This window comes from Acinetobacter sp. V116_7 (assembly GCF_056735735.1).
Window position 1 is genome coordinate 33,301 of record NZ_JBWZIF010000028.1, and the last position, 22,717, is coordinate 56,017.

A 22,717-nucleotide genomic window follows, 5' to 3' on the forward strand; every position below is an offset into this window, starting at 1 on the left:
GCCATGTTTTTATTTAGCCAAGCAAGACAGTACGTACAGCAATATCAAGATGAGAAACGCATTTTCCGCCTTAAAGAGCATCGTATTTTATTTATTTTTGCACTATTGATTGCCTTTCTTTTCGTTCCATTTGTGGGGCCAGATTACTTATTTAATGCCATTTTAGTCCCTTTTCTAGTTTTGGCACTTGCCGGATTGGGACTTAATATTCTGACAGGCTATACCGGACAACTTTCATTAGGTGCCGCAGCTTTTATGGCAGTGGGCGCATTTGCAACTTATAACTTAGAGCTGCGAATTCCTCAGTTGCCATTACTGGTCAGCATTTTTTTGGGCGGTGTAATTGCTGCTTTAACTGGGGTTGTGGTTGGTCTGCCAAGTCTTCGAATTAAAGGCTTTTATTTAATTGTTTCCACCTTAGCTGCACAGTTTTTTATACCGTGGTTATTCACACAGTATGGTTGGTTTACTAACAATAATGCTTCGGGGGTGATTACTGCTCCTCGTATGGAAATATTGGGTTATTCCATAAATAGCCCAGTCGGGCACTATTTATTGACCTTAAGTATTGTTGTGGTTCTCACCGTTTTGGCTCGCAACCTGATCAATAGTCAATATGGTCGTAATTTTCGTGCTGTACGAGATATGGAAACTGCGGCAACCACCATCGGCATTCCGGTGAGCCAGACTAAATTACTGGCCTTTGCGATCAGTTCATTTTATCTCGGTATTGCAGGGGCACTTTGGGCTTTTGCTTATCTTGGAACCATTGAAGCAGATGGGCTAGATCTTAATCGATCATTTCAAATTCTATTCATCATCATTATTGGTGGATTAGGCAGCCTAACTGGCAGCTTTTTGGGCGCCGCATTTATTGTGCTGTTGCCTATTTTATTGAGTGTTTTGGGGCAAGCTGTTTTTGGACAGGCTATCGATCAAGCACTACTACAGAATCTACAAAAAATTATTTTCGGGGCTTTGATCATTTACTTCTTGATCAAGGAACCAGAAGGATTAAGCCGTTTACTACGTAATTTGTATCACAGATTAAGAAAATGGCCATTACGTTACTAATTGTTTTAACAACACTTTTGTCTGTTTATTTAGAGATTAATTTATGAAGTTATTTAAATCCTTGTGGTTTTGGCTGGTGGTTATTGCCATCGCTTTAGTCGCTATTGTGTTTGTCACGAAAAAAGACAAACAAAATCCACCTGAGCAAAAACAACAAGCCGCAACTGAGCAGCAAACACAATTGTCGGATAAAAATGCCCAGTATTTCCCGTTACAGAGTTATCGGGTTGGCCCTTATGCTGCTGGGGGAACGGGCTTTTTCGGGGGCTTTATTGACTACATGAAAGCCGTCAATGCTAAAGGCGGTGTGAATGGCGTGAAGCTAGTGTGGTCTGAGTGTGAAACCGAGTACGTAGTAGAAAAAGGGGTAGAATGCTATGAGCGTTTGAAGAATGGTTTAAATGGAGCGCCTGCTGCTGCAACCAACCCTTTATCTGTCGGTATCGCTTATGCAACTTTGGAACGTTCAACAAAAGATAAATTACCGTTGATTACTATTAATCATGGGCGTACAGATTCTACGGATGGCCGTGTTTTCCCATACGTGTTTCCATTGCAGCTCAATCCATATAGTGAAGTATCTGCAATTATTAATTATTTAGGTCAGCAAAGCGGTGGCTTGGAAAAATTAAAAGGTAAAAAAATCGTGGTTCTATATCACGGTTCTCCTTACGGCAAAGAAACTATTCCAGTCATTGAGATTTTATCAAAAAAGTATGGCTTTGAAGTAACCAACATTGAAGTACCGCATCCCGGTAATGAACAACAATCTCAATGGTTGAATATTAGACGGATTCAACCGGATTGGGTCATTCTTCGTGGTTGGGGGGTGATGAATCCTGTTGCATTAAAAACTGCACAGAAAGTGGGTTACCCAACCAATAAAATTATTGGAAATATCTGGTCAAACTCAGAAGAAGATGCTGCCCCAGCAGGCGCTGCGGCAAATGGTTTTATTTCAATTACGACTCATCCATCAGGAACGAATTTCCCTGTATTACAAGAGATTAAACAACTTGTTGTTGATAAAGGCCAGTCAGATCTTGCAGATAAAAATCGTTTCGGTACGGTTTACTATAACCTAGGTGTGGTCAACGGTATTTTGAATGTAGAAGCAGTACGCGTGGCACAAAATAAATTTGGTAAACGTCCGCTTACTGGTGAAGAGGTCCGTTGGGGCTTTGAACATATCAACTTAACTGAAGCACGTTTAAAAGAACTTGGTGCATATGGTTTGGTACAGCCTTTAAAACTATCGTGCCAAGACCATGAAGGTGGTGGTGCAGTACGTTTCCAACAATGGGATGGTAAAGAGTGGAAAGTAATTAGTGATTGGGTACAAGCAGATCGCAGCTTATTACGTCCGATTATTGAACAATCTTCAGAAAAATATGCCAAAGAGCAAGGCATAAAAATTCGAGATTGCGCAACTGAAGAATAAGATCAGGAGATGACCGCATGTCTAAATCATTAAACAGTATCAAACCTGAAAGTAGTGAACCATTGTTAAATGTCGATGATATTGAAGTCGTATATGACCAGAGTATTTTGGCAGTTAAACGGGTGAGTTTAACGGTTCCTTCTGGTTCTATTGTTGCATTGCTTGGTGCCAACGGAGCTGGTAAGAGTACAACTCTGAAAGCAATATCACAGTTGATTTTTGCTGAAAATGGGCAAATTCACCGTGGCAAAATTGAATATCAGGGTGAATCCATACTTGGGAAAAATCCAAGTGATATTGTCAAAAAAGGTTTGGTGCAAGTCCTTGAAGGACGTCATTGTTTTACACATTTGACTGTTGATGAAAATTTAAGGACAGGCGGTTTTATTTCGCATCATTCGGGTGCCAAACTTTCAACTGCATTAGAAAAAGTTTATCAATATTTTCCAAGACTTGCTGAAAAGAAGCAGACATTGGCTGGTTATCTTTCTGGTGGTGAACAGCAAATGCTTGCCATTGGTCGGGCATTGATGACAGAGCCAAAGTTGGTTTTATTAGATGAACCTTCAATGGGGTTAGCTCCTAAGATTAGTTATGAAATTTTTGAATTAATTAAGTCGCTTTCTGAAGAGCAAGGTGTGAGTTTTTTAGTTGCCGAACAAAATATTCGTTTGGCACTTGGCTACACCAATTATGCTTATGTCATCGAAAGTGGAGAAGTCAAAGTTTCTGGACAGACTCAAGTTCTTTATGAAACTGGACAAATTCAAAAAGCATATTTAGGAGAGATTGCTTAGCTTTTAATAGCCAGTCATTAATCAAATGATTGATGACTGGCTTGATATTGATTGATAAAAATAATTTATTCGCCGCGTTTATTTACAACCAATTCACCTAAATCAATCAGTCGAGAACGAATAACATTACGACTTAAACCTAGCATTTGTGCAGTTTTAACTTGATTCTGATTACAATAATGATAGGCGATTCGTAATAATTGCTCTTCAAATTGTGCATAAACTTGTCCATCATTTTGCTGAAATAGCTGATGAAAAACTTCTTTTAATTTAGGATTTATGACGGGTTCACTGGCTTTTTTTTCCTGAAGCTTATTTGGGTTCAATTGAGTGGGTGGTTGAATTAATGTGAGATCATGACTTTCAATAATGCCATTTTGGCAAATTAATAGCGCATGATGGATCATGTTTTCTAATTCACGAATATTACCAGGCCACCAGTAATTGCTGATTTTTTCTTTTGCAGCGTTGGAAAAATCGGCTTTGTCATAACCAAGTTGAGCATGATATTTATCAATAAAGTGATAGGCGAGAGGTAGAATATCTCCTTTTCGTTCACGTAAAGGTTTAATGTTTAAGGTAACCACGTTAAGACGGTAATATAAGTCTTCGCGAAACTGATCGCTAAGAATGGCTTGTTCTAAGTTTACATTTGTTGCTGCGAGTACTCGTACATTTACAGGAATACTTTTACGAGAGCCCAAACGGACCACTTCACGTTCTTGTAATAGTCTTAAAAGTTTAACCTGAATGCGTTTAGATAAATCCCCAATTTCATCAAGTAATAATGTCCCACCGTTTGCAGCCTCGAACCATCCGGCATTGCTCGATAATGCCCCTGTAAATGCACCTTTTTCATGGCCGAAGAGTTCGCTTTCGACAAGTGTCTCAGAAAAAGCACCACAGTTTACGGCAATAAAAGGTTTATTACGCCGTTTACTGTGGTTATGAATTTGCCTGGCAATGAGCTCTTTACCTGTACCTGTTTCCCCATGAATTAATACACTCGCTTCGCTGGGTGCAATCTGCTTGATATATTCAAGCAATTTTTTGGATTCTGGGTCGTTAAATACCTGTGCCGTGGCTTTATGCGAGTCACTGCGCTGGGTAATTTCAGGTAGCGTAACAATATTATGCCGCATCTAATATAGGTCTCTCATTTATATCAAATCGTTTCTGTCGGTGGGAGTTCGATGCATATCGGTTATATTCCTAAGTATCCAGTTGTCGATGATGTTATGAATAGAATGATGCTTTGGGATAAAGATCATTTAGAGCCCAAATTCCTAAATCTTGCAGCTTATATTCCACGGGATCATGTAAGGTTTGTGTGCGTACATTGCGCCAGAATCGGTCAAATCGTAATGATGCCTGAGTTGCTCTGGCTCCTGTCACCTCAAAAATACGATTGGTAATATCTAGACTTGTTCGTGTTGCTGCTACTTTTGCTGTTGCTACTGCAATAGCAACCTCTCCACGTTGTTGTTCTGTCAGGTTTTCGGCAATGTCCCATGCTTCTTGTAATTTGGTAATCGCATTTTTGTTTAACAGGCGTAAGGCTTCTAGCTCTAACCAGAACTCCCCATAGTGTCGCAAGATGTAAGGGTCTTGGTCTGCATGTTCCACACCAGATAAAAACCATGCACGTGATTCAGTTTTTGTATAACGTTTGGCTTCAAGCATTGCACCTTCGGAAACGCCCAAGAACATATTCACAAAAACCAATTGTGCAATTAAAGGTCTTAACGTTGAAAATGGTGTACTTAGTGGCCCTGGGTCAAGCAACATATCTTTTATTTCAACACGAACCCGTTCGAAAATGGAACTACCACTGTCTGTTTGACGTTGTCCAATATTATCCCAGTCATGGTACAACGTAATTCCTGAGCGTGAAGTTGGTACCGCTGCAATTAAAAGATTTCCAGTTTTTTCATCTACTCCTGATGCAATAAGCATTTCTGAGTCAAGCGCACCCGAGCAAAAACTTTTTTTTCCAGAAAATTCATACCAGTCATCTTGTTTTTTTACGACGGTACGTTTGTCGAGTGGGTTTAATGCATTTCCCCAAAACCACGATTTTTCAGCCGTGAGTTGGTACCAACGCTGCCATTGCTGTGAATTACCAAATAAGCGAACCGTTGCTAATAGCAAATGATGAAAACCAAAAACATGGGCGAGTGAGCTATCAGCCTGAGCAAAGATTTTGACAACATTAAAGATATCTTGCCACTGACCGGACAAGCCACCAAATTGCTCTGGAATGGATAAAGAAAGAAGACCACTTTGACGAATTAAATCACGTTCATGTTTAGGAGTACCGCCAACTTTATCTCGTTCTATAGCAGTTTGAGCAAACTGCTGAGCCAGAGACTGTGCAACAGGAATAACATCAGAAAGACTACGAATACTGTGGTTCTGATTAAAAACGTTCATACTTGCCTTATCCTTTATTTATCTATTTTTGACATAATTTAAGACTTACTTTCACGATGTGGCGTGAAGGACGAATAAATAATTGGTTGGTACTTCAATTGATTTATAAGTTGTTATAGCTAGATAAATCATAAGAGATCAACCAAACTAAAGTCTCATAGCATGCAGCCAGCAAAGACTATGCCAATAAAATATTTATTAAATTTCAATAGACTGTATCTTTTTTCTCATGTGGCATGTTGGCTTTAAATTCAAAGTGTTGATGTGCTGTTGCATAAACAACACTATGCTTTTGGAATGTTGCCTATTTCACATCGAGTACTCTAAATGAGCAAATAATTAAATTTAATATTATTTGCACTTAATATTATTGGTATTAGTTATCTAGAAAACTTAGATTAAGGTACGTTGTTTAGCTATTTTTTTGATTTAAGAAAAAGTACTCGTTCAGATTGATCTCATCCACTTTAAATTTTGGAGATTATTATGGATATCGTCAAACATCCCGAATCTCGCCAACTCGTACGTACGGTTAAAGCTAGTGCATATGTATTTGAAGATCAAAATTCAAAGTGTTTAATGTCTTATGTTGAACAAATTGCACCAAGCGAAGCGTCCGTTTTAATTGTTGGTGAAACAGGAACAGGCAAAGAACTGGTTGCTCGAAAGATTCATGCTTTATCTAATCGGAAAAATAAACCCTTTATTGCTGTAAACTGTGGTGCTTTATCTGATACGTTGGCTGAAACAGAGTTGTTCGGTCATGAAAAAGGAGCTTTTACAGGAGCTATAAGCCATCAGATCGGGTGGTTTGAAGCAGCGCATGGCGGAACCATTTTTTTAGATGAAATTGGTGATTTATCACCAAGCATTCAAGTGAAGCTGCTAAGAATTTTACAAGAAAATGAAGTGGTTCGGGTTGGTTCTCGACAGACCAAAAAAATTGATGTCAGAGTAATTGCTGCAACGAATATTCGATTAGAAGAAGCCGTATATGCAGGTAATTTCAGAGAGGATTTATATTTTCGATTAAAAGTTGCATCGCTCCATGTTTTACCACTTCGACTACGAACTGGTGATATTCTGCCTCTAGCACAGCACTTCATTTATGACTATTCGCAGAGTCTGAATAAGAAACCGCCTATGTTAAGTGAAGAAGCTCAACAATTGCTCGTTGATTATCATTGGCCGGGAAATATTCGTGAGTTAGAAAATGCAATTCATCATGCATTGCTCATTTGTAAAAATGGGGTGATTCAAAGTTATGATTTCCAACTTTCCGGTTTCAAGCATAAATTACTCACTTCCGAATATGATTTTTCGATTTATCGCAACTCAAATCAAACTTTAAAACAATTGCTGTTTAGTTGGTTTGAACAAGGAATAGAAGATTTAAATGAGCAATTAGAGGCAGAAATTACAGGAGCTGCCTATGAATATTGTCATTATAATCAATTGCATACTGCAAAATTACTAGGAATAAGCCGAAATATTATTCGTGCAAGATTGATTAAACATGGTTTATTGTCTCCAAATATTCGCATATAGATCGTGCTTATTTTTTTATCAACCCAAAATTACCATGTGTTTTTGGGTTTTATTTTCTTACCCAAGAAAGATTTAATATTGTTGTTTGTTTAATTTCAAAATAAGACATATATCATTTACTATTGTGACTTTAGTTTTTAAGCACGTCTTTAATTAGATTTAATAAAATAGATAAGGGGGCAATAGTGCCAGAAATTGATAATAAACAACAACCTAATCCTGAATATTCATTAAAAGTTGATTGTGCATCAGCTTTGAGTTTCGTTTTACAACAAAATTCAGTGCCCCTAATCCGACAAGTTCTAATATCTTCTACTGAAACAATTTCTGACTCTCGAATTATTATTCGTTCTAATCCTGAATATTTCAAAGAACATACCATCCATATTTCAAGCTTAGAAAGTGATCAAGTCTTAGCTCTAGATAAACCAAAATTAGCTTTTGATATTCAAATGTTGCAAGAGCTACCTGAAAATATGAAAGGGAGTATTGAAGTACTCTGGTTGAATGAAAAAGAAGAAGTGCTGGCAGAACAGCGGTTAGAAATAGATGTATTAACTATTGATACTTGGGGCGGAGAACGTCAGCCAATTGAGTTGTTGGCGAGTTTTTCACAACCTAATTCTTCAGCACTCAGCCCAATTTTAGTTAAAGCGAGTGAGATCTTAAAAACAAAACAACTCGGTTCATTAAGTGGATATTTAGAACGAGATCGGGATTCTGTTCTATCTCAGTTGAATGCACTATGGGATTCTTTGTTACCACAAGATATTCATTACATTGTGAGTCCAGCAAGTTTTGTTAAATCGGGACAACGAATACGTTTAGCAAAACAGATTTTTGAAGAAAAACTGGCGTGCTGTTTAGATACTACAATGTTGTTAAGTGCCTTGGCTGAACAAATTGGTCTTGATACGTTAATCATTATTGAAGAAGGACATGCCTATCTTGGTGTTTGGTTAAATGAAACCCCAAATGTTGATTTAATTATTGATGATATTCAGGCATTAAGAAAACGTTATGATTTGGGTGAGATCGTTTTTATAGAAACGACGTTACTTACACAACAAGCAAAATTCACTTCCGCACTTGAAACTGCAAGACAGTATATTAAGGATGAATCTCGTCAGAATAAATTTTATCTTGCAATTGATGTTCGTCAGTCTCGATTGCGTGGTATTAAACCCATTTCTGCACATCTGGAAAAGAAGAATCACCTAGATGAAACAGAGATTGAATGGGCATCTGCATCTATTCCTAATTACGATGTTGACCGTTCTGTTGAAAGTAAAACTACAAGGGTTGATCGTTGGTTACGCCGTTTATTGGATTTAAGCCTTCGTAACAAACTCTTAAATTTTAAAGATAATCGTTACAGTATTCCTTTACAGTGCTCTGAGTTAACACTAAGCAAACTTGAAGATGCACTTGCAAATCAGGAGGGTTTCTTATTTAAGAGTATTGATAGTATTTCGCTAAAAGATGTCCAACGTGAAAATGAAAGCCAACATATTTATCAGTACGTTGATGAAAGCCTTTCTAGAAAATTATTATTTAGTCCTTTAGATACACCCTTATTAGAAAAGCGCCTGATTGAAGTCTATCGGGCTTCGCGTACTGCTTTAGAGGAAGGCGGAGCTAATACATTATTTCTTGCGGTTGGTTTTCTTGAGTGGAAAGAGTCAGAACGCTCGAAACGTACTTTTAAAGCCCCATTACTACTTATTCCTGTACAGATTACGCGTGAGACGGCTAAAACAGGCTATCGTCTATTTATGTACGATGATGAACCACGTTTTAACTCCACTCTATTACAACTATTAAGACAAGACTTTGAACTTGATATTGCTGGCTTGAATCCATTACCAACTGATGACTCCGGTGTAGATGTCAATCAGGTTTTACATATTGTACGGAAGGCGATTGTAAATATAGCAGGATGGGAAGTAAAAGCTGAGGCTGCTATTGGTCAATTCTCATTCTCTAAATATTTAATGTGGCTTGATTTATCTTCAAGGATGGATGAACTGAAAAATCAAGCAGTAGTAAATCATCTAATTGAATCCCCAAGGGAACCTTTTATTAAACAAGATGAATTCCCTCAACCTGCTCAATTAGACCAACAATATAAGCCACAACAATTATTTACACCTTTATCGTCTGACTCTTCGCAGTTAGCTGCAGTCATGTCCGCAGCATTAGGACGCACCTTTGTGTTGTCAGGTCCTCCTGGTACAGGTAAGTCACAGACCATTACCAATATGATCTCTCAATGTTTGGCGGATGGTAAATCTGTGTTATTCGTATCTGAAAAAATGGCTGCTTTAGAAGTCGTTTATCGCCGTTTGACACAAATTGGCTTAAGTGAATTGTGTTTGCAGTTACACTCATCCAAATCCCAAAAAATGGAAGTACTTGATCAACTGAGAGAAAGAGCGCAGAAAAATAATGATCCTTACTTCCTAAGTGCTCAACCCAAAACAACAGAATGGCAGAAGCTTTCAGATAGACTTATTCAAACCCGTGATGAACTGAATCAACATGTAAAAAATCTCCATACACCACATTCGATAGGCTGGAGTTTATATGCTGCAATGAGTGATGAACTTCGTTATCGGGATACTCCGCATTTACGTTTTCCTGATATCAATATTGCGACTTTGACAGCAGAAAAACGGGAGCTAATAAGTGAGACAGTGACACAAGCTGTAAGTTTACGTCAGCTCGTCAACGAAAATGCGAAAGATGTATTGAATGGTTTCGCTGAGGGTTTAGCTAGTCCAATTTGGAGTTTGGCATGGCAAGAACAGTATCAGATATTACAAGATCAACTTGTGGAGCAGATACAACGGTTGCAAAATTCAATGTCTGCTTGGCAAGAGGTCTTTGAGTTTGAAGAAAAGCAAAATCTGAGTCAGGTTAAACATGATGTTTCTATTTTTAAAGCATTATCTGATCTCGTTCAGCAAACCGATTTAAAATTACTAAGTATTATTAAAGATTTAAATTTAGGAACAATCACACAAGCGAAACAAATAGTCCAAGATTTAAGACAACAGCGTTCTTCATTAGTTGGACAATACCAATCTCAAATTTATCAAGCAGATTTAAGTCAAATTGGTTTTAAATGGCGTGAAGCAGAATCAAAAATTTTTCCATTCTCATGGTTCGCTAAGTTTCAGTTGAGAAATTTGCTCAAAACTTATCAAACCTCAACTCAACGTCCTACAGCTTTGGCTGTTGCACATGACTTGCCAATTTTGCAACATATCCAAAGTCAACAAAGACAGTTCACTGAATGTGAAAATCAGTTGGCGAGTAAACTTGGTCCTTACTGGCAGAGTGAAGAGAGCGCGTGGGAAAGTTTTGAAACTATTCACAATCAGTGGCAAGAAATTAAGCAAATTGTTGCATCAACAATTACAGATCAAGCAACTTTATTAAAAGCTGTAGAGTTTAGTAAAAATAATAGTTTGGATGAAATAAAACAAAATATAGCTCAGGTGGAAAATACATTCGGTCAATTGTTGAATGATCATGCACTGAAAGGCGATATCCAACTCACTCCATATCTAGATATTAATTTTAGTGAAATTCTTGAAAGACAAAAGCAATTACAGCAACACAGTTCATCTTGGAGACATTGGTTAAATTGGCAGGCTATAAAGAGCCAGTTGATTAAACAAGGATTAAAACCCTTCGCCTTTGAACTTTTAAATACCCGATTGGAACTGGATGCTGCTTTAAAAAGCTTGAATATTAATTTAGCAAGACACTGGATTACTCATCAATTTAGTCAACATCCAGAATTAAATCAATTCAATAGCCAGCAACATGAACAGAAAATTCAGACTTTTGCACAGCAGGATAGAGAACATCAGCTTGCTGCGAGCCATGAGATTATTCATCGTTGGAATGCTATTTTTAGCGAACAAGATAAATATAAGGCGCAGTGGACTGTTCTAAATAAAGAATTAGGCAAGAAACGTCGTCATATTCCTGTACGTGAATTAATGCGCCAGATTCCTGACGTACTAGTAGGGCTAAAGCCATGTCTATTAATGAGTCCGTTATCAGTCGCTCAATATCTGGATACTGAAGCAAAATTTGATGTGGTGATTTTCGATGAAGCTTCACAGATTCCAGTATGGGATGCGATTGGTGCATTAGCGAGAGGTAAGCAGTCAATTGTGGTGGGTGATAATAAACAAATGCCACCAACAAGCTTCTTTGGTAAGGGAGATTCTGAAGAAGAGGTTGATGAAGAAGTCACTGAAGATTTAGAAAGTATTTTGGATGAATGCCTTGCTGCTCAGTTACCTGAATTGGCTTTGAACTGGCATTATCGTAGTCGTTATGAAAGTCTTATTCAGTTTAGTAATCAGAAATACTACAAAGGTGGTTTATTTACTTTCCCTGCACCTGTTGCTAAGGATACCGCTGTAAAACTGCATATGGTTGAGGGTGTTTACGATAAAGGGGATACGCGTACCAATACGAATGAAGCTAAAGCAATTGTTGAATTTATTATTCAGCATTTACAGTCACAGTTAGGACAAGAGAACCCTTTGACCTTAGGTGTTGTGACTTTCAATATGACGCAGCAAAAGTTGATTGAAGATTTGTTGGATAATGAGCTAGCAAATCATCCTGAGTTAGAGACACTCAGTAAATCAGGCATTGAACCTTTATTCGTTAAGAATTTAGAAAATGTGCAAGGAGATGAACGCGATATTATCGTTTTCTCAATTACCTATGCAAAAGATCAAGATGGTCGTTTATCAATGAATTTTGGTGCGCTTAACCGCCAAGGAGGGCAGCGCCGTTTAAATGTAGCAATTACTCGCGCCCGTCAAGGTTTACATGTTTTCTCTGCTTTGAGTCCAGAAGAAATTAATTTGGCACGCACCAATAGTGAGGGCGTAAGAGATTTAAAAGACTTCCTGGTTTTTGCTCGCAGTGGTCAGTTGCATTTAAATTATATTGATCAAAGTAAAAAGCAGACTAAAAAAGAGTTCGTACAGTACCTACAAACTAAGCTACAAGAACAAGGCTGGAGTGTGGATCTTGGAATAGGACAGGGTGATAGCTGTGTAGATTTAGCTATTAAGGATGATCTGAATTCGGGTAGTTATATTGCAGGTGTTATTGTAGATGGTGAAAACTACGCTAAAGCAGCTACAGCACGAGACCGAGATCAGCTGAGACCAACAGTTTTAAATGGACTAGGCTGGGAAGTTTTATCGGTTTGGACGGTAGATTGGTGGTTAGATCCAGAGCAAAATTTAGCTAAATTGGTAAATATATTAGAAGAAATAAAATCAAAGGAAGAGGTTGCTTAAATTGAATAAAAAACAGATAAGGGTTGACCTTATCTGTTTTTTATTCAGCAATTTTTTAGTTACTCAACCTGATGAATCATTCTCTATTAGATGAGTAAACATATCTTATTAAATAATAGTGTATCCGCCATCAATTGTAATACATGAGCCATTCATAAAACGCGCTTCATCGGAAGCTAGAAAAATAGCTAACTCGGCAACTTCAGACGCTTCTCCAAAACGGTCCAATGGAATTTTATCAGTAGGGCGAGTTTCTAGCATTTTGGCAGTCATTGGCGTACGAATAGTGCCTGGGCAAATAGCATTAATTTTGATGCCATGTTTGGCATACACTGCTGCTAGATGTTTTGTATAACCAATTACAGCATGTTTTGAGGCTGTATAAGAAGCGCCTCCCATTTGAGCTACTAGACCCGCAATAGATGCAATATTGATAATTGCTCCAGAACCCTGTTCAATCATTTTAGGCAAAACTAAATTACTTAAATTGAATACGGCTTTTACATTTATGGCAAACATTCGGTCCCAAAGTTCTTCGGTTGTATCTAAGCTATTGGTATATTTGTCGAAAATACCTGCATTATTCAGTAGTACATCAATTCTTCCAAACTTCTCTAATGTAAATTCAACTAACTGCTTGAGCTGATCAAATTGAGTGACATCCACTTGAAAAGCAAAGGCTTCTCCACCTGCGTTGATGATCTTCCCGGCAACTTGGTTAGCCTGTTCTAAATTCATGTCGGCAATAATTAATTTTGCTCCTTGTTGTGCAAAAGCAATTGCTTCAGACTCACCCATACCAGAGGCTGCACCTGTGATAATACAGACTTTATTTTGTAGTCTAGACATAATACATTTCCTAAATCCTAAGTTTTGATCTAAGCTCTCTTTGTGAAATAGATGCTTAAATATTGAAGTTCTCCTGTAAGACTTAAAATACGTATTTAGCCAAACGAGCTCTAGATACAATCTGGGAATGAAGACGATATTCAGACATACTGAGCGAATATCGGACAGGGAATTTAGAAAAGGGAAAATGATGAGGGATCAGATTATTCAACATCCGCTCTCAGAAGAGACGATTAAATACGATGACTACATTGCAGGTTTAGCAAAGGGCCTCAATATTCTTGAAGCATTTGGCACAGATCGACAGCGTTTAAATGTTACTCAAGTCGCAGAGCGAACTAATATTACTCGTACAGCAGCACGTAGATATCTAAAGACACTCAAGTTTTTAGGCTATCTTGAAACTGATGAATATTATTACTGGCTAACACATAAGGTACTTAAGTTTTCAGGGGCTTTTTTAAGTACAGCACATTTGCCAAAAATATCGCAGTCTGTGTTAAATCATTTATCTGAAAAAACGACATTAGTTTTCTCAGTGGTGGTTCAAGATAATTATGAGGTTGTTCCGATTGCTAGAAGTGTTCCGCAAAATGATAATTTCCGGGTAAGTCCTTTTGGTATTCATCTGGGTAATCGAATTCCTGCCCATGCTTCGTCAACCGGTAAAGTTTTATTAGCGCATAAATCTTTAGAAGAGCAAAAGAATTGGATTAAATTATATGGACTTAAACGATTTACTGCATATACATACACAGAAGAAGCCAGTTTTCTAGCTGCATTACAGACCATTAAGGACAATGGTTATTGTATTTCCGCTGAAGAATATGAACTGGGCGTAACAGCAATTGCGATACCGATTATTAATCAGACTGGTGATATTATTGCGGGATTAAATGCTGTTGCTCCGATTTCTAAAGTAAATGATACCTATCTGATTAATACGGTTTTGCCATTACTAAGAGAGGCAGCCAAAGAAATTCGAGACATGATTTAGTTTATTGTTCTGTAGTTTCAATCAAACGTCCTCATCGGGCGTTTTTTTATATTTAAAATAATTTTATCAATATTTTAAGACTATTTAATTTGTCTTATATAACCGTTGGAAGAGATGATTTTATAAACAGTGAACGATATAAGATGTGTTTGCGCGATCATCGTTCAATTTAAAAGAAAGTAGTCTAGTCGGAACTGTGATAGCCCCGTAGTTTAATAAAAAGAAAAGCGTTCGATACAACACTATCAGGATGGTGTAGCCAGCTATTTCAGGCAAGTGAACGCATGGATCCGTCGCAAGGAGTGACAACAATGAATACCAAATTACCTCAACAGCTTGAATGCGATTTGGTTGTGGTGGGTGCAGGTGCAGGCGGTTTGTCGACTGCGATTACTGCTAAGAAAAAAGGCTTAAATGTTATTGTCCTTGAAAAAGATGATGTGTTCGGAGGTACAACAGCTTTTTCTGGTGGAGTACTATGGGTTCCAGGAAACCATCATGCAAAACAAAATGGTATACAAGATAGCCGTGAAGCAGCATTGACCTATTTAAAGCATGAAACCAAAGAATTTTTTAATGCTGAGGCTGTAAACGCATTTCTGGATTATGCACCTGAAATGCTCCAGTTTTTTGAGCAAAATACCTCAGTCAAATTTATCCCGACACTTTATCCAGACTATCATCCAGATGCTCCGGGTGGGGTTGATATTGGTCGCTCTGTACTAGCTGCACCCTATGATATTCGTGGTTTGGGCGAGAATATGAAGCGCCTGCGTCCACCTCTTAAAACCATTACCTTTATTGGCATGATGTTTAATTCATCTAATGCAGATTTAAAGCACTTTTTTAATGCCACTAAATCGTTTACTTCATTTATCTATGTGGCAAAGCGATTAGCTATTCATTTAAAAGAACTGGCTGTCTATGGTCGTGGTACCAATGTCACAAGCGGTAATGCTTTGGCTGCACGTTTGGCTAAATCTGCATTTGATTTAGATATTCCAATCTATACAGAAGCTGAAGTTAAGCAGTTAAATTTTGAAAATGACAAAGTTGTTGGCGTACAAGTTCAACAACCAGATCAGCACTGCCAGATTAAATCTAAAAACGGAGTCGTGCTGGCATGTGGCGGTTTTTCACATGATATTGAACGACTCAAACAAGTTTATGCGCACCTGAAACATGGTGGTGAACACATCTCACCTGTGCCAAAGACTAATACAGGAGATGGTTGTCGCCTTGCAGAATCGGTTGGTGGTGTAGTGGATATTCAATATGCGGATTCTGCTGCATGGATGCCAGTGTCAAAAGTCCCTTGTACAGATGGCTACGGCGTGTTCCCACATTTATTAGACCGTTATAAGCCTGGAATTATTGGTGTGCTTAAAAACGGCAAACGTTTTACCAATGAATCAAACTCTTATCATGATGTAGGTGCAGATTTATTTAGGGCGTGTGAGGAGTTCGATGAAACAGCCATGTGGTTGATCTGCGATCATAAAACGATTAGCAAATACGGTTTAGGTTATGCCAAACCTGCCCCAATACCACTTTCATCTTTAATTAAAAAAGGCTATCTCTTTAAAGGTAATAGTTTAAAAGAACTGGCACAGCAGGTGGGAATTAATGCTGAGCAGTTGGCTAAAACAGTACAGCGTTATAACGAAGGGGCTGTGAAAGGCCAGGATCCAGAATTCCACCGTGGTTCTACTTCGTTTAACCGATATTTGGCCGATCCAGATCACAAACCAAATCCATGTGTAGCACCAATTGAGCAAGGTCCATTTTATGCTGTGAAGGTGTTTATGGGCGATTTAGGAACATTTGATGGAATCAGAACAGCCGTTACTGGTGAAGTTTTAAATCAGTTTCACCAACCCATTCAAGGTTTATACGCAGTTGGTAATGACCGTGCGAGTATTATGGGTGGAAACTATCCAGGTGCAGGAATTACTTTAGGGCCAATCATGACTTTTGGTTATATCACAGGATCACATATTGCTGATTTAGCTAAAGGAGGGAATGGTTTTATATCATCTAAAAATTCTAAATCTGCCAACTCTCAATCTGTTAAGGAGACTTTTCATGTTTCATAAACCGATTGTTGATCACCGTATTTACAATATTACACCACGATGCATGCCTAGATTTCTTGAGGTATTCGATCAGCTGGCGATGCCTATTTTGAAAAAGCACTTGGGCGAGCCACTTGGTTTTTATATTAGTAATATCGGTACGTTAAATCAGGTCGTACATTTGTGGGGTTATGACAGTCTGGATGACTATGAAAAGCGTAGTTTTGCCCGAGATACAGATCCTGACTTCCAAGTTTATTTGAAAGCATCTGAAGGTTTAGTGACGTCACAGGTGAATCAAATTTTAAGGCCAGTGAACTTAGCTTCATTAATTAAGCCTTAAACAGCAGTTTATTTAAAAATTCCCTTAAGGAAAGGTGTTTTGAGAAAAACACCGAGGGAAACTTCGTGCTTTTATAAGGAGAAACTCATGAGCACAAGTCAAATACAAAGGAAAGATGTAAAAAGCATATTAAATGAAAATAAGATGGGTGGACTACAAAAGCTCATTCTATTTTTTTGCTTTGCTATTATTGCTTTAGATGGTCTGGATGTCGTAGTCATGGGATTGATTGCTCCTCAGATTATTCAGGAGTGGGGTATTAGTGCACAAGAGTTAGCACCAGTTTTAAGTGCAGCATTGGTTGGATTAGCAATAGGTGCATTAGTTTCTGGGCCTTTATCAGATAAATTTGGCCGAAAACCAGTACTAATTTTAAGTGTACTTGGGTTTGGTATTTTTACTTTGCTAACAGCGTTTTCAACTGATATCACACATCTCTTAATTTATCGCTTTCTTACTGGATTAGGTGCAGGTGCTGCTGCTCCCAATGCAGCGACTTTAGTTTCAGAATATGCAGCAGATCATCGCCGTTCATTTTCAGTTACTGTTGCCTACTGTGGTTTTTCTCTAGGCGCTGCAGCAGGTGGTTTTTTAGCAGCATGGCTGATTCCAGAGTTTGGCTGGCGTAGTATGTTGATATTAGGCGGTGTACTACCTTTGATTTTGGTACCATTTTTATATTGGAAAATGCCTGAATCAATTACCTATCTAGTCAAACAATCGTACTCACAAGATAAAATCAAAGCGATTTTAAAACGCTTATTTCCACAATCTTCTTTTTTAAATCAAGAAATTTATCTGAATGAAGTAAAAACCGAGAAATCTGGTCTAGGTCTAATTTTATCTAGTAAATATCGCTATGGCACGATTATGCTCTGGATCAGTTATTTCATGGCATTATTTTTAATCTATCTATGCAGTAGCTGGTTACCAACCTTAATTAAGTCTAATCAATTTACGATTTCTCAAGCTGCCATTGTGACCTCGTTCTTTCAAATTGGTGGTCCTGTTGGAAGTATCACTCTAGGTTGGTGTATGGATCATTATCGTCCGCGTTTGGTACTTTTTATCGCCATGTTGATTGGCGCACTTGCAACCTTTGGGTTAGGGCATTTTGGTCATGATATGGTGCTTATGTGTATTTTTGCATGGATTCTTGGTTTTACTTTTAATGGTGGGGCTGTTGGTTTGAGTGCTTTAGCGACTGGATATTATCCGACTTCTGCTCGCGCAACCGGAGCAAGCTGGATGAATGGTATTGGGCGCTTTGGTGCAATATTAAGTGCATTTGCTGGAGCTGCGATGATCAGTTCAGGTATGCCATTTTCTATGATGTTCTCATTGTTAATGATTCCTGCTGTACTTTCTGGTTTTGCTGTTTTAATTCAGGGTATTAAAACGAAACAATCTATTGTGCAAACCAAAACACAGTTGAGTTAAATCAGTAATAAAGCAAGTTGATTAACTATTTTAAAATCTATCTTTGCTTCTTAAATATTTTCTATGGCTTTGAAGCTTGATCAGCATGCTGGTCAGGTAGGGATAAATACACTTAAAAAATGTATAGCAGTTGATTCAGCTGAAATAATTCAAGGTTTTATGTTCATAATAAACAATGTGCTAAGGAACAGCATTAATGAAATTTTCTATGACTTCGCTTGCGATGATTTCAACTTTTACATTAGCAAGTAGTGCGGTATTCGCCTTCGATCCTTTAGCTCAGGATCAAAAATGGATATTGAGCGATTGGAACGGAAAACGGACTCAACTCGAACAGCAGGGTTATCAATTTACTGCCGCTTTTCAAAATGAAAGTGCTGTTAATTTGAGTGGGGGATATGACGATTCACCACGACTATTTAATGTAAACCAATGGACATTTGGTACACGTCTAGATTTAGAAAAAATCTCGGGTTGGAAAGATACTCAAGCCCAGTTGAGCATAACGAAACGAGATGGACAACCGCTTTCTACTGATCGGATTAGTGATCCTAGGGCGCCGCAATTTAGTAGTGCTCAAGAGATTTACGGGCGTGGACAATGGTGGCGCTTAACCAGTGCATGGATTAAAAAAGGTTTTTTGAATAATGCTCTACAAATTAAGGTAGGTCGTATGGGACTTTCAGATGATTTTAATGCATCACATTGTGAGTTTCAAAACTTAATGTTATGTGGAGGTCAGTTAGGTAAAACAGTAGGAGATATTTGGTTCAATAGTCCTGTAAGCCAATGGGGAATTAACGCCAAATATCAATTTTTACCATCGCTCTGGTTTGGAGCAGGGATTTATGAGGTCAATCCTGAAAATGCTTTAGAGCAACATGGTTTTAATTTGGATATGGATCAACGTAAAGGTATTTTAATTCCTGTGGAACTATCTTGGAAACCCAATCTAGCATTTTTCGATGGCTTAAGTGGTGAATATAAAGTCGGTGCATTTTTGTCAACGGCAGATGCACGTAATGTTAGTACAGATGAAAAAGGTAATATTGAGCCAAATGCAGCAGATCGGAAATGGCAAAACAATAAGCATAGTGTTTGGCTTAATGCGCAACAACAGGTTTTTGCGCCTGCGGACGACCCTAAGCATGGCTTATTTATTTCAGCAAACTTTACTTTTAATGATAAATCTACAACTGTTGTTGAAAGCACACAGCAATTAGCACTTTGGTATAAGGGCATATTCGAGCATCGACCAAATGATACTATTGGTTTAGGTCTGGCACGTTTTGATGTGAATGATCGTGTCCGAGAACGCCAAAATGCATCTAATCAATTGCTGGGATTAACCGAAGTTGACTATGCGAATCCGAAATATACACCGATTCAGCATGACGAATTGAATATTGAATTGAACTATAACTTTCAATGGTCACCTAGTATTGCTTTACGACCAAATATTCAATATGTGCATCAAGCTGGTGGTCTAAAACAAGTGGATGATGCTTGGGTAGCCGGTATGACCATGAAACTTAATTTTTAAATATGTATGAGTAAAAAGGCAAACAGAGGTTTGCCTTTTTATTTTCCAAACAAGATTTTTAGATTTTCTTGGAAAAGCGTTTCAAGTGATAAAACTTCATTTGGATTGAGGATGCCATTGTGAATCATACCCATCCACATAGGGCTCACAATAAGCAATGCAAATTGCTGTGGGGAAATAGTGGCTGATAATTCTCCACGTTGAATCGCTAAACTGGTTAATTGCTCAAGCTCATACTGAATAGGTAAAAAAATCTTATTTACGTAAGTTTGACGAATATGCGGAAAATTATTTCCTTCACGTAAAATTAAGAGTGCCATATCCGCACGACCAGTCGTTTCAAGCGTTAAAACACTGGGAATAATCTTTTTACAAATAAACTCGTAAACAGTTTCATTTTGAGTGATTTCAGAAGCGCGAATAGGGCGAAATGAATCGTTGATGAGAGCATCAATTACTGCTTCAAATAACTGATCTTTAGTTTCAAAATAAGAATAAATTGTACCTTTGCCTAATTCAGCATGTTTAGCAATATCTGAAATTTTTGCTCTTGCAAAACCTACTTCAATAAAATGTTGTAGAGCAGAGTCAATAATTTTCTTTTTAGTTTCTTGCGTCTTTTCTAGACTAGGGCCGCGTGTTTTAGATTTCGTCATGTTGAACTAGATTTCATTGTTAACAAGATTATTTTAACATAAATTGACCTGCGGGTCATATTTGAATTAAAATCGACTTAAAAGTCACTTTTAGTTGAATTATGCAGACACCAAAGTCCAGTGTTCAATATTGCATTATTAGCTTTGCGCTGTGTCTTGCTGCTTTAAGCACCGCTCTAGCAAGTCCTCTATATGCAATCTATGAACAAGAGTGGGGAGTTTCAACGTCTCAAATAGGCTATATCTTTATTTCCTATATGTTAGGCGTAGTTTTTTCACTTCTGTTTTTAAATAAACTCAATGCAATTTATCACTATAAAAATGTGATTTTGGTCAGTCTGGCTTTAACCATTTTAGGTTTAATGTTGTCTGCATTGGCAAGTTCTGTTTGGTTACTGGGCTTTTCGAGGTTTCTGATTGGAATTGCTTCAGGACTTATTACCACCGCTGCAATGGTGGGACTCAAAGACCAATATCCGTTTCGTAATAAGGCATTAGCTGAAAAGCTTACTTCTATAATTACTGTCTTGGGTTTTGGTTTAGGGCCTTTGGTCGGTGGTGTATTAGCTGATCATACTGTGCGACCTTTGGCTGATCCTTATTGGATTATTATCTTTTTTTCACTTCTAATATTTATCAGTGTGTTTTGGGTCAAACCCAGATTTAAAATTGAGAAAAAATATCAGTTAAATGAGTTATTAAAGTTACAAGGTTTAGCATTGCCGCAGGTAGCTTCACGTAAAGTTTTCTGGGTCTGTAGTGTCGCCGCACTATGTAGTTTCGGGGCCTTCAGCTTATATGCAGCTTTGGCTGGGACTTTTATTAAAGAATTACCGATTAAATCGTCAGCCACCTTAACAGGTGTATCAATTTCAATCATTTTATTTGTGTCAGTACTGAGTCAATTATTTTGTAAATCGTTTAAAGAATTGCATGTGTTGTATGCAGGGCTATTAGCTTTATTGCTTGGAACGATTAGTTTGGTGATGGCAGAAGTCGAACACATAGTTTGGTTTTTATTGATTAGTATTTTACTGACGGGTATGGGACATGGTTTTACCCTAAGTGCTGTCTATCACTTTATTGGCAATATGATGGATCGGGAAAAAAATCCACTGATCTTTTCTAGTTATTTGTTTATTGCCTATCAAGGCACGATCTGGCCTGTCATCCTTTCCAGTTATTTTATTGAATATTTCGGGGTGGTCATCACATTAGGGCTGATTGCAGCATTATTAATGGTGACTATCGTTTGGTTGATGCATCAACTTAAATTTAAGGTAGGGCCTATATTAGCTTGTCATAAATAATGATTGCTCAGTTTTTGGAGCTTGAAAAATGTTTTAAAGGGAGTTTAGGCAATCGAAATATGATTTTGATTGCCTTAGAAGCTAAAAATTAGATATGGATCAAATTGATGATGGATGCAATTTTTTCAGAAGTTGCCATGAGTGCTGGTGCTAACTCTTCAATACGTTTAGGACTTAATCGTACAGAAGGCCCTGCAATACTGACTGTGCCAAAAGGTTTGCCCGTCTGTGGATTGAGAATGATTTTAGCCATAGCAGACATACCTAGCTCATAGGTGTCACTAATCACACCATAACCTCGCTCTCTAGAAGCATTAATCATTTGCTCTAGTTCTGTAAGGTCTTTTGGTGAGTTTGGTCCAAAGTTCTTGGCTTTATCGAAACCTTCACGTTCCACAATTCGTGCAAAGTCATTTTGGTCAAGGGTAGATAAATAGGCTAAACCACAAGCTGAAGCTGGTAAATAGGCCACGTTGCCTGAGTCAGGATCATATTTTAGACCTGATTTGGCTCCTTGAGCCTTACCAATCCAGATAATTTTTTCGTCTTCGATTAAACCGAGGCGAACCAGTTCAGAAGAGGTTTCTGCGAGTTCATCAAGATAGGGTTGAAATGTTTCGGTAATCGAGCGTGAAGACAGAAAACTCAAACCCATTGAGGCAATTTTAAGAGTGAGCTTGTAGTGCTGCGTGATTTCATCTTGATAGATATATCCCATGTCTTTCATCGCAGTCAGAATGCGATGCATTGCAGACTTTGGGATATCAAGATCAACAGAAAGCTGACTAAGTGCACATCCATCCACTTCTTTTAATAGTGCTTCGAGGATGAGCAAAGAACGATCGGTATTGCTGAGCATAAAAATCCTA

Annotated in this window: 16 protein-coding genes; 11 read left to right on the forward strand and 5 right to left on the reverse strand. The window is 37.9% G+C overall.

Features of this window, described 5'->3' with window-relative positions; genetic code table 11:
* The first annotated feature begins 3 nt into the window (after nt 1-3).
* From AC1PJP_RS14195 to AC1PJP_RS14205, 3 genes are read left to right on the forward strand one after another with little or no spacing between them, the layout of a single operon-like run.
* Complete coding sequence (locus tag AC1PJP_RS14195; RefSeq protein ID WP_479767365.1) at nt 4-1,074, forward strand: branched-chain amino acid ABC transporter permease; 1,071 nt, start codon at nt 4-6, stop codon at nt 1,072-1,074.
* Between the two features lie 43 nt (nt 1,075-1,117).
* A complete protein-coding gene (locus AC1PJP_RS14200; protein ID WP_005305859.1) occupies nt 1,118-2,515 on the forward strand; it encodes an ABC transporter substrate-binding protein in 1,398 nt (465 codons plus the stop codon).
* Between the two features lie 17 nt (nt 2,516-2,532).
* Nucleotides 2,533-3,312, forward strand: a complete 780-nt coding sequence (locus AC1PJP_RS14205) for an ABC transporter ATP-binding protein (RefSeq protein ID WP_013197716.1) — start codon at nt 2,533-2,535, stop codon at nt 3,310-3,312.
* Nucleotides 3,313-3,377: 65 nt separating this feature from the next.
* Here AC1PJP_RS14205 and AC1PJP_RS14210 read toward each other — a convergent pair whose 3' ends face one another.
* Together AC1PJP_RS14210 and AC1PJP_RS14215 are read right to left on the reverse strand one after the other, a co-directional pair.
* The gene (locus tag AC1PJP_RS14210) at nt 3,378-4,454 is read right to left on the reverse strand and encodes a sigma-54 interaction domain-containing protein (RefSeq protein WP_198080040.1); all 1,077 of its coding nucleotides are present in this window, start codon (nt 4,452-4,454) and stop codon (nt 3,378-3,380) included.
* A gap of 94 nt (nt 4,455-4,548) precedes the next feature.
* Nucleotides 4,549-5,745 (reverse strand): acyl-CoA dehydrogenase family protein, encoded by a 1,197-nt coding sequence (locus AC1PJP_RS14215; protein WP_312321422.1) that lies wholly within the window; start codon nt 5,743-5,745, stop codon nt 4,549-4,551.
* Nucleotides 5,746-6,231: 486 nt separating this feature from the next.
* Here AC1PJP_RS14215 and AC1PJP_RS14220 point away from each other — a divergent pair, with 486 nt between their 5' ends.
* Nucleotides 6,232-7,293, forward strand: coding sequence for a sigma-54 interaction domain-containing protein (locus AC1PJP_RS14220; RefSeq protein ID WP_479767368.1), 1,062 nt, complete (start codon nt 6,232-6,234; stop codon nt 7,291-7,293).
* A gap of 185 nt (nt 7,294-7,478) precedes the next feature.
* On the forward strand, nt 7,479-12,635 hold the full coding sequence (locus tag AC1PJP_RS14225) for a DUF4011 domain-containing protein (protein WP_479767370.1): 5,157 nt from the start codon (nt 7,479-7,481) through the stop codon (nt 12,633-12,635).
* 108 nt (nt 12,636-12,743) lie between these two features.
* Here AC1PJP_RS14225 and AC1PJP_RS14230 read toward each other — a convergent pair whose 3' ends face one another.
* Nucleotides 12,744-13,484 (reverse strand): SDR family NAD(P)-dependent oxidoreductase, encoded by a 741-nt coding sequence (locus tag AC1PJP_RS14230; RefSeq protein ID WP_416685580.1) that lies wholly within the window; start codon nt 13,482-13,484, stop codon nt 12,744-12,746.
* A gap of 190 nt (nt 13,485-13,674) precedes the next feature.
* Between AC1PJP_RS14230 and AC1PJP_RS14235 the strand changes: the two genes are divergently transcribed.
* The 5 genes from AC1PJP_RS14235 (at nt 13,675) to AC1PJP_RS14255 (ending at nt 19,882) form a co-directional block, all read left to right on the forward strand.
* Nucleotides 13,675-14,481, forward strand: a complete 807-nt coding sequence (locus AC1PJP_RS14235) for an IclR family transcriptional regulator domain-containing protein (RefSeq protein WP_013197720.1) — start codon at nt 13,675-13,677, stop codon at nt 14,479-14,481.
* Nucleotides 14,482-14,792: 311 nt separating this feature from the next.
* Nucleotides 14,793-16,577 (forward strand): FAD-dependent oxidoreductase, encoded by a 1,785-nt coding sequence (locus AC1PJP_RS14240; protein WP_416685581.1) that lies wholly within the window; start codon nt 14,793-14,795, stop codon nt 16,575-16,577.
* On the forward strand, nt 16,567-16,899 hold the full coding sequence (locus tag AC1PJP_RS14245) for an NIPSNAP family protein (protein WP_005305836.1): 333 nt from the start codon (nt 16,567-16,569) through the stop codon (nt 16,897-16,899). Before AC1PJP_RS14240 ends, AC1PJP_RS14245 begins: the two co-directional genes overlap by 11 nt.
* An 87-nt stretch (nt 16,900-16,986) precedes the next feature.
* On the forward strand, nt 16,987-18,339 hold the full coding sequence (locus AC1PJP_RS14250) for an MFS transporter (RefSeq protein ID WP_005305835.1): 1,353 nt from the start codon (nt 16,987-16,989) through the stop codon (nt 18,337-18,339).
* A 196-nt stretch (nt 18,340-18,535) separates the two neighbouring features.
* Nucleotides 18,536-19,882: a carbohydrate porin gene (locus tag AC1PJP_RS14255; RefSeq protein ID WP_479767373.1), complete on the forward strand. Its 1,347-nt coding sequence runs from the start codon at nt 18,536-18,538 to the stop codon at nt 19,880-19,882.
* Between the two features lie 38 nt (nt 19,883-19,920).
* On the opposite strand, the gene AC1PJP_RS14260 is transcribed toward AC1PJP_RS14255, so the two are convergent.
* The gene (locus tag AC1PJP_RS14260; RefSeq protein ID WP_005305827.1) at nt 19,921-20,538 is read right to left on the reverse strand and encodes a TetR/AcrR family transcriptional regulator; all 618 of its coding nucleotides are present in this window, start codon (nt 20,536-20,538) and stop codon (nt 19,921-19,923) included.
* 101 nt (nt 20,539-20,639) lie between these two features.
* On the opposite strand from AC1PJP_RS14260, the gene AC1PJP_RS14265 reads away from it, so the two are divergent.
* On the forward strand, nt 20,640-21,848 hold the full coding sequence (locus AC1PJP_RS14265; RefSeq protein WP_440206035.1) for an MFS transporter: 1,209 nt from the start codon (nt 20,640-20,642) through the stop codon (nt 21,846-21,848).
* Nucleotides 21,849-21,936: 88 nt separating this feature from the next.
* Here the strand turns inward: AC1PJP_RS14265 and AC1PJP_RS14270 are convergent, their stop codons facing one another.
* Nucleotides 21,937-22,707 (reverse strand): IclR family transcriptional regulator, encoded by a 771-nt coding sequence (locus tag AC1PJP_RS14270; protein ID WP_416668201.1) that lies wholly within the window; start codon nt 22,705-22,707, stop codon nt 21,937-21,939.
* Between the last annotated feature and the right edge of the window lie 10 nt (nt 22,708-22,717).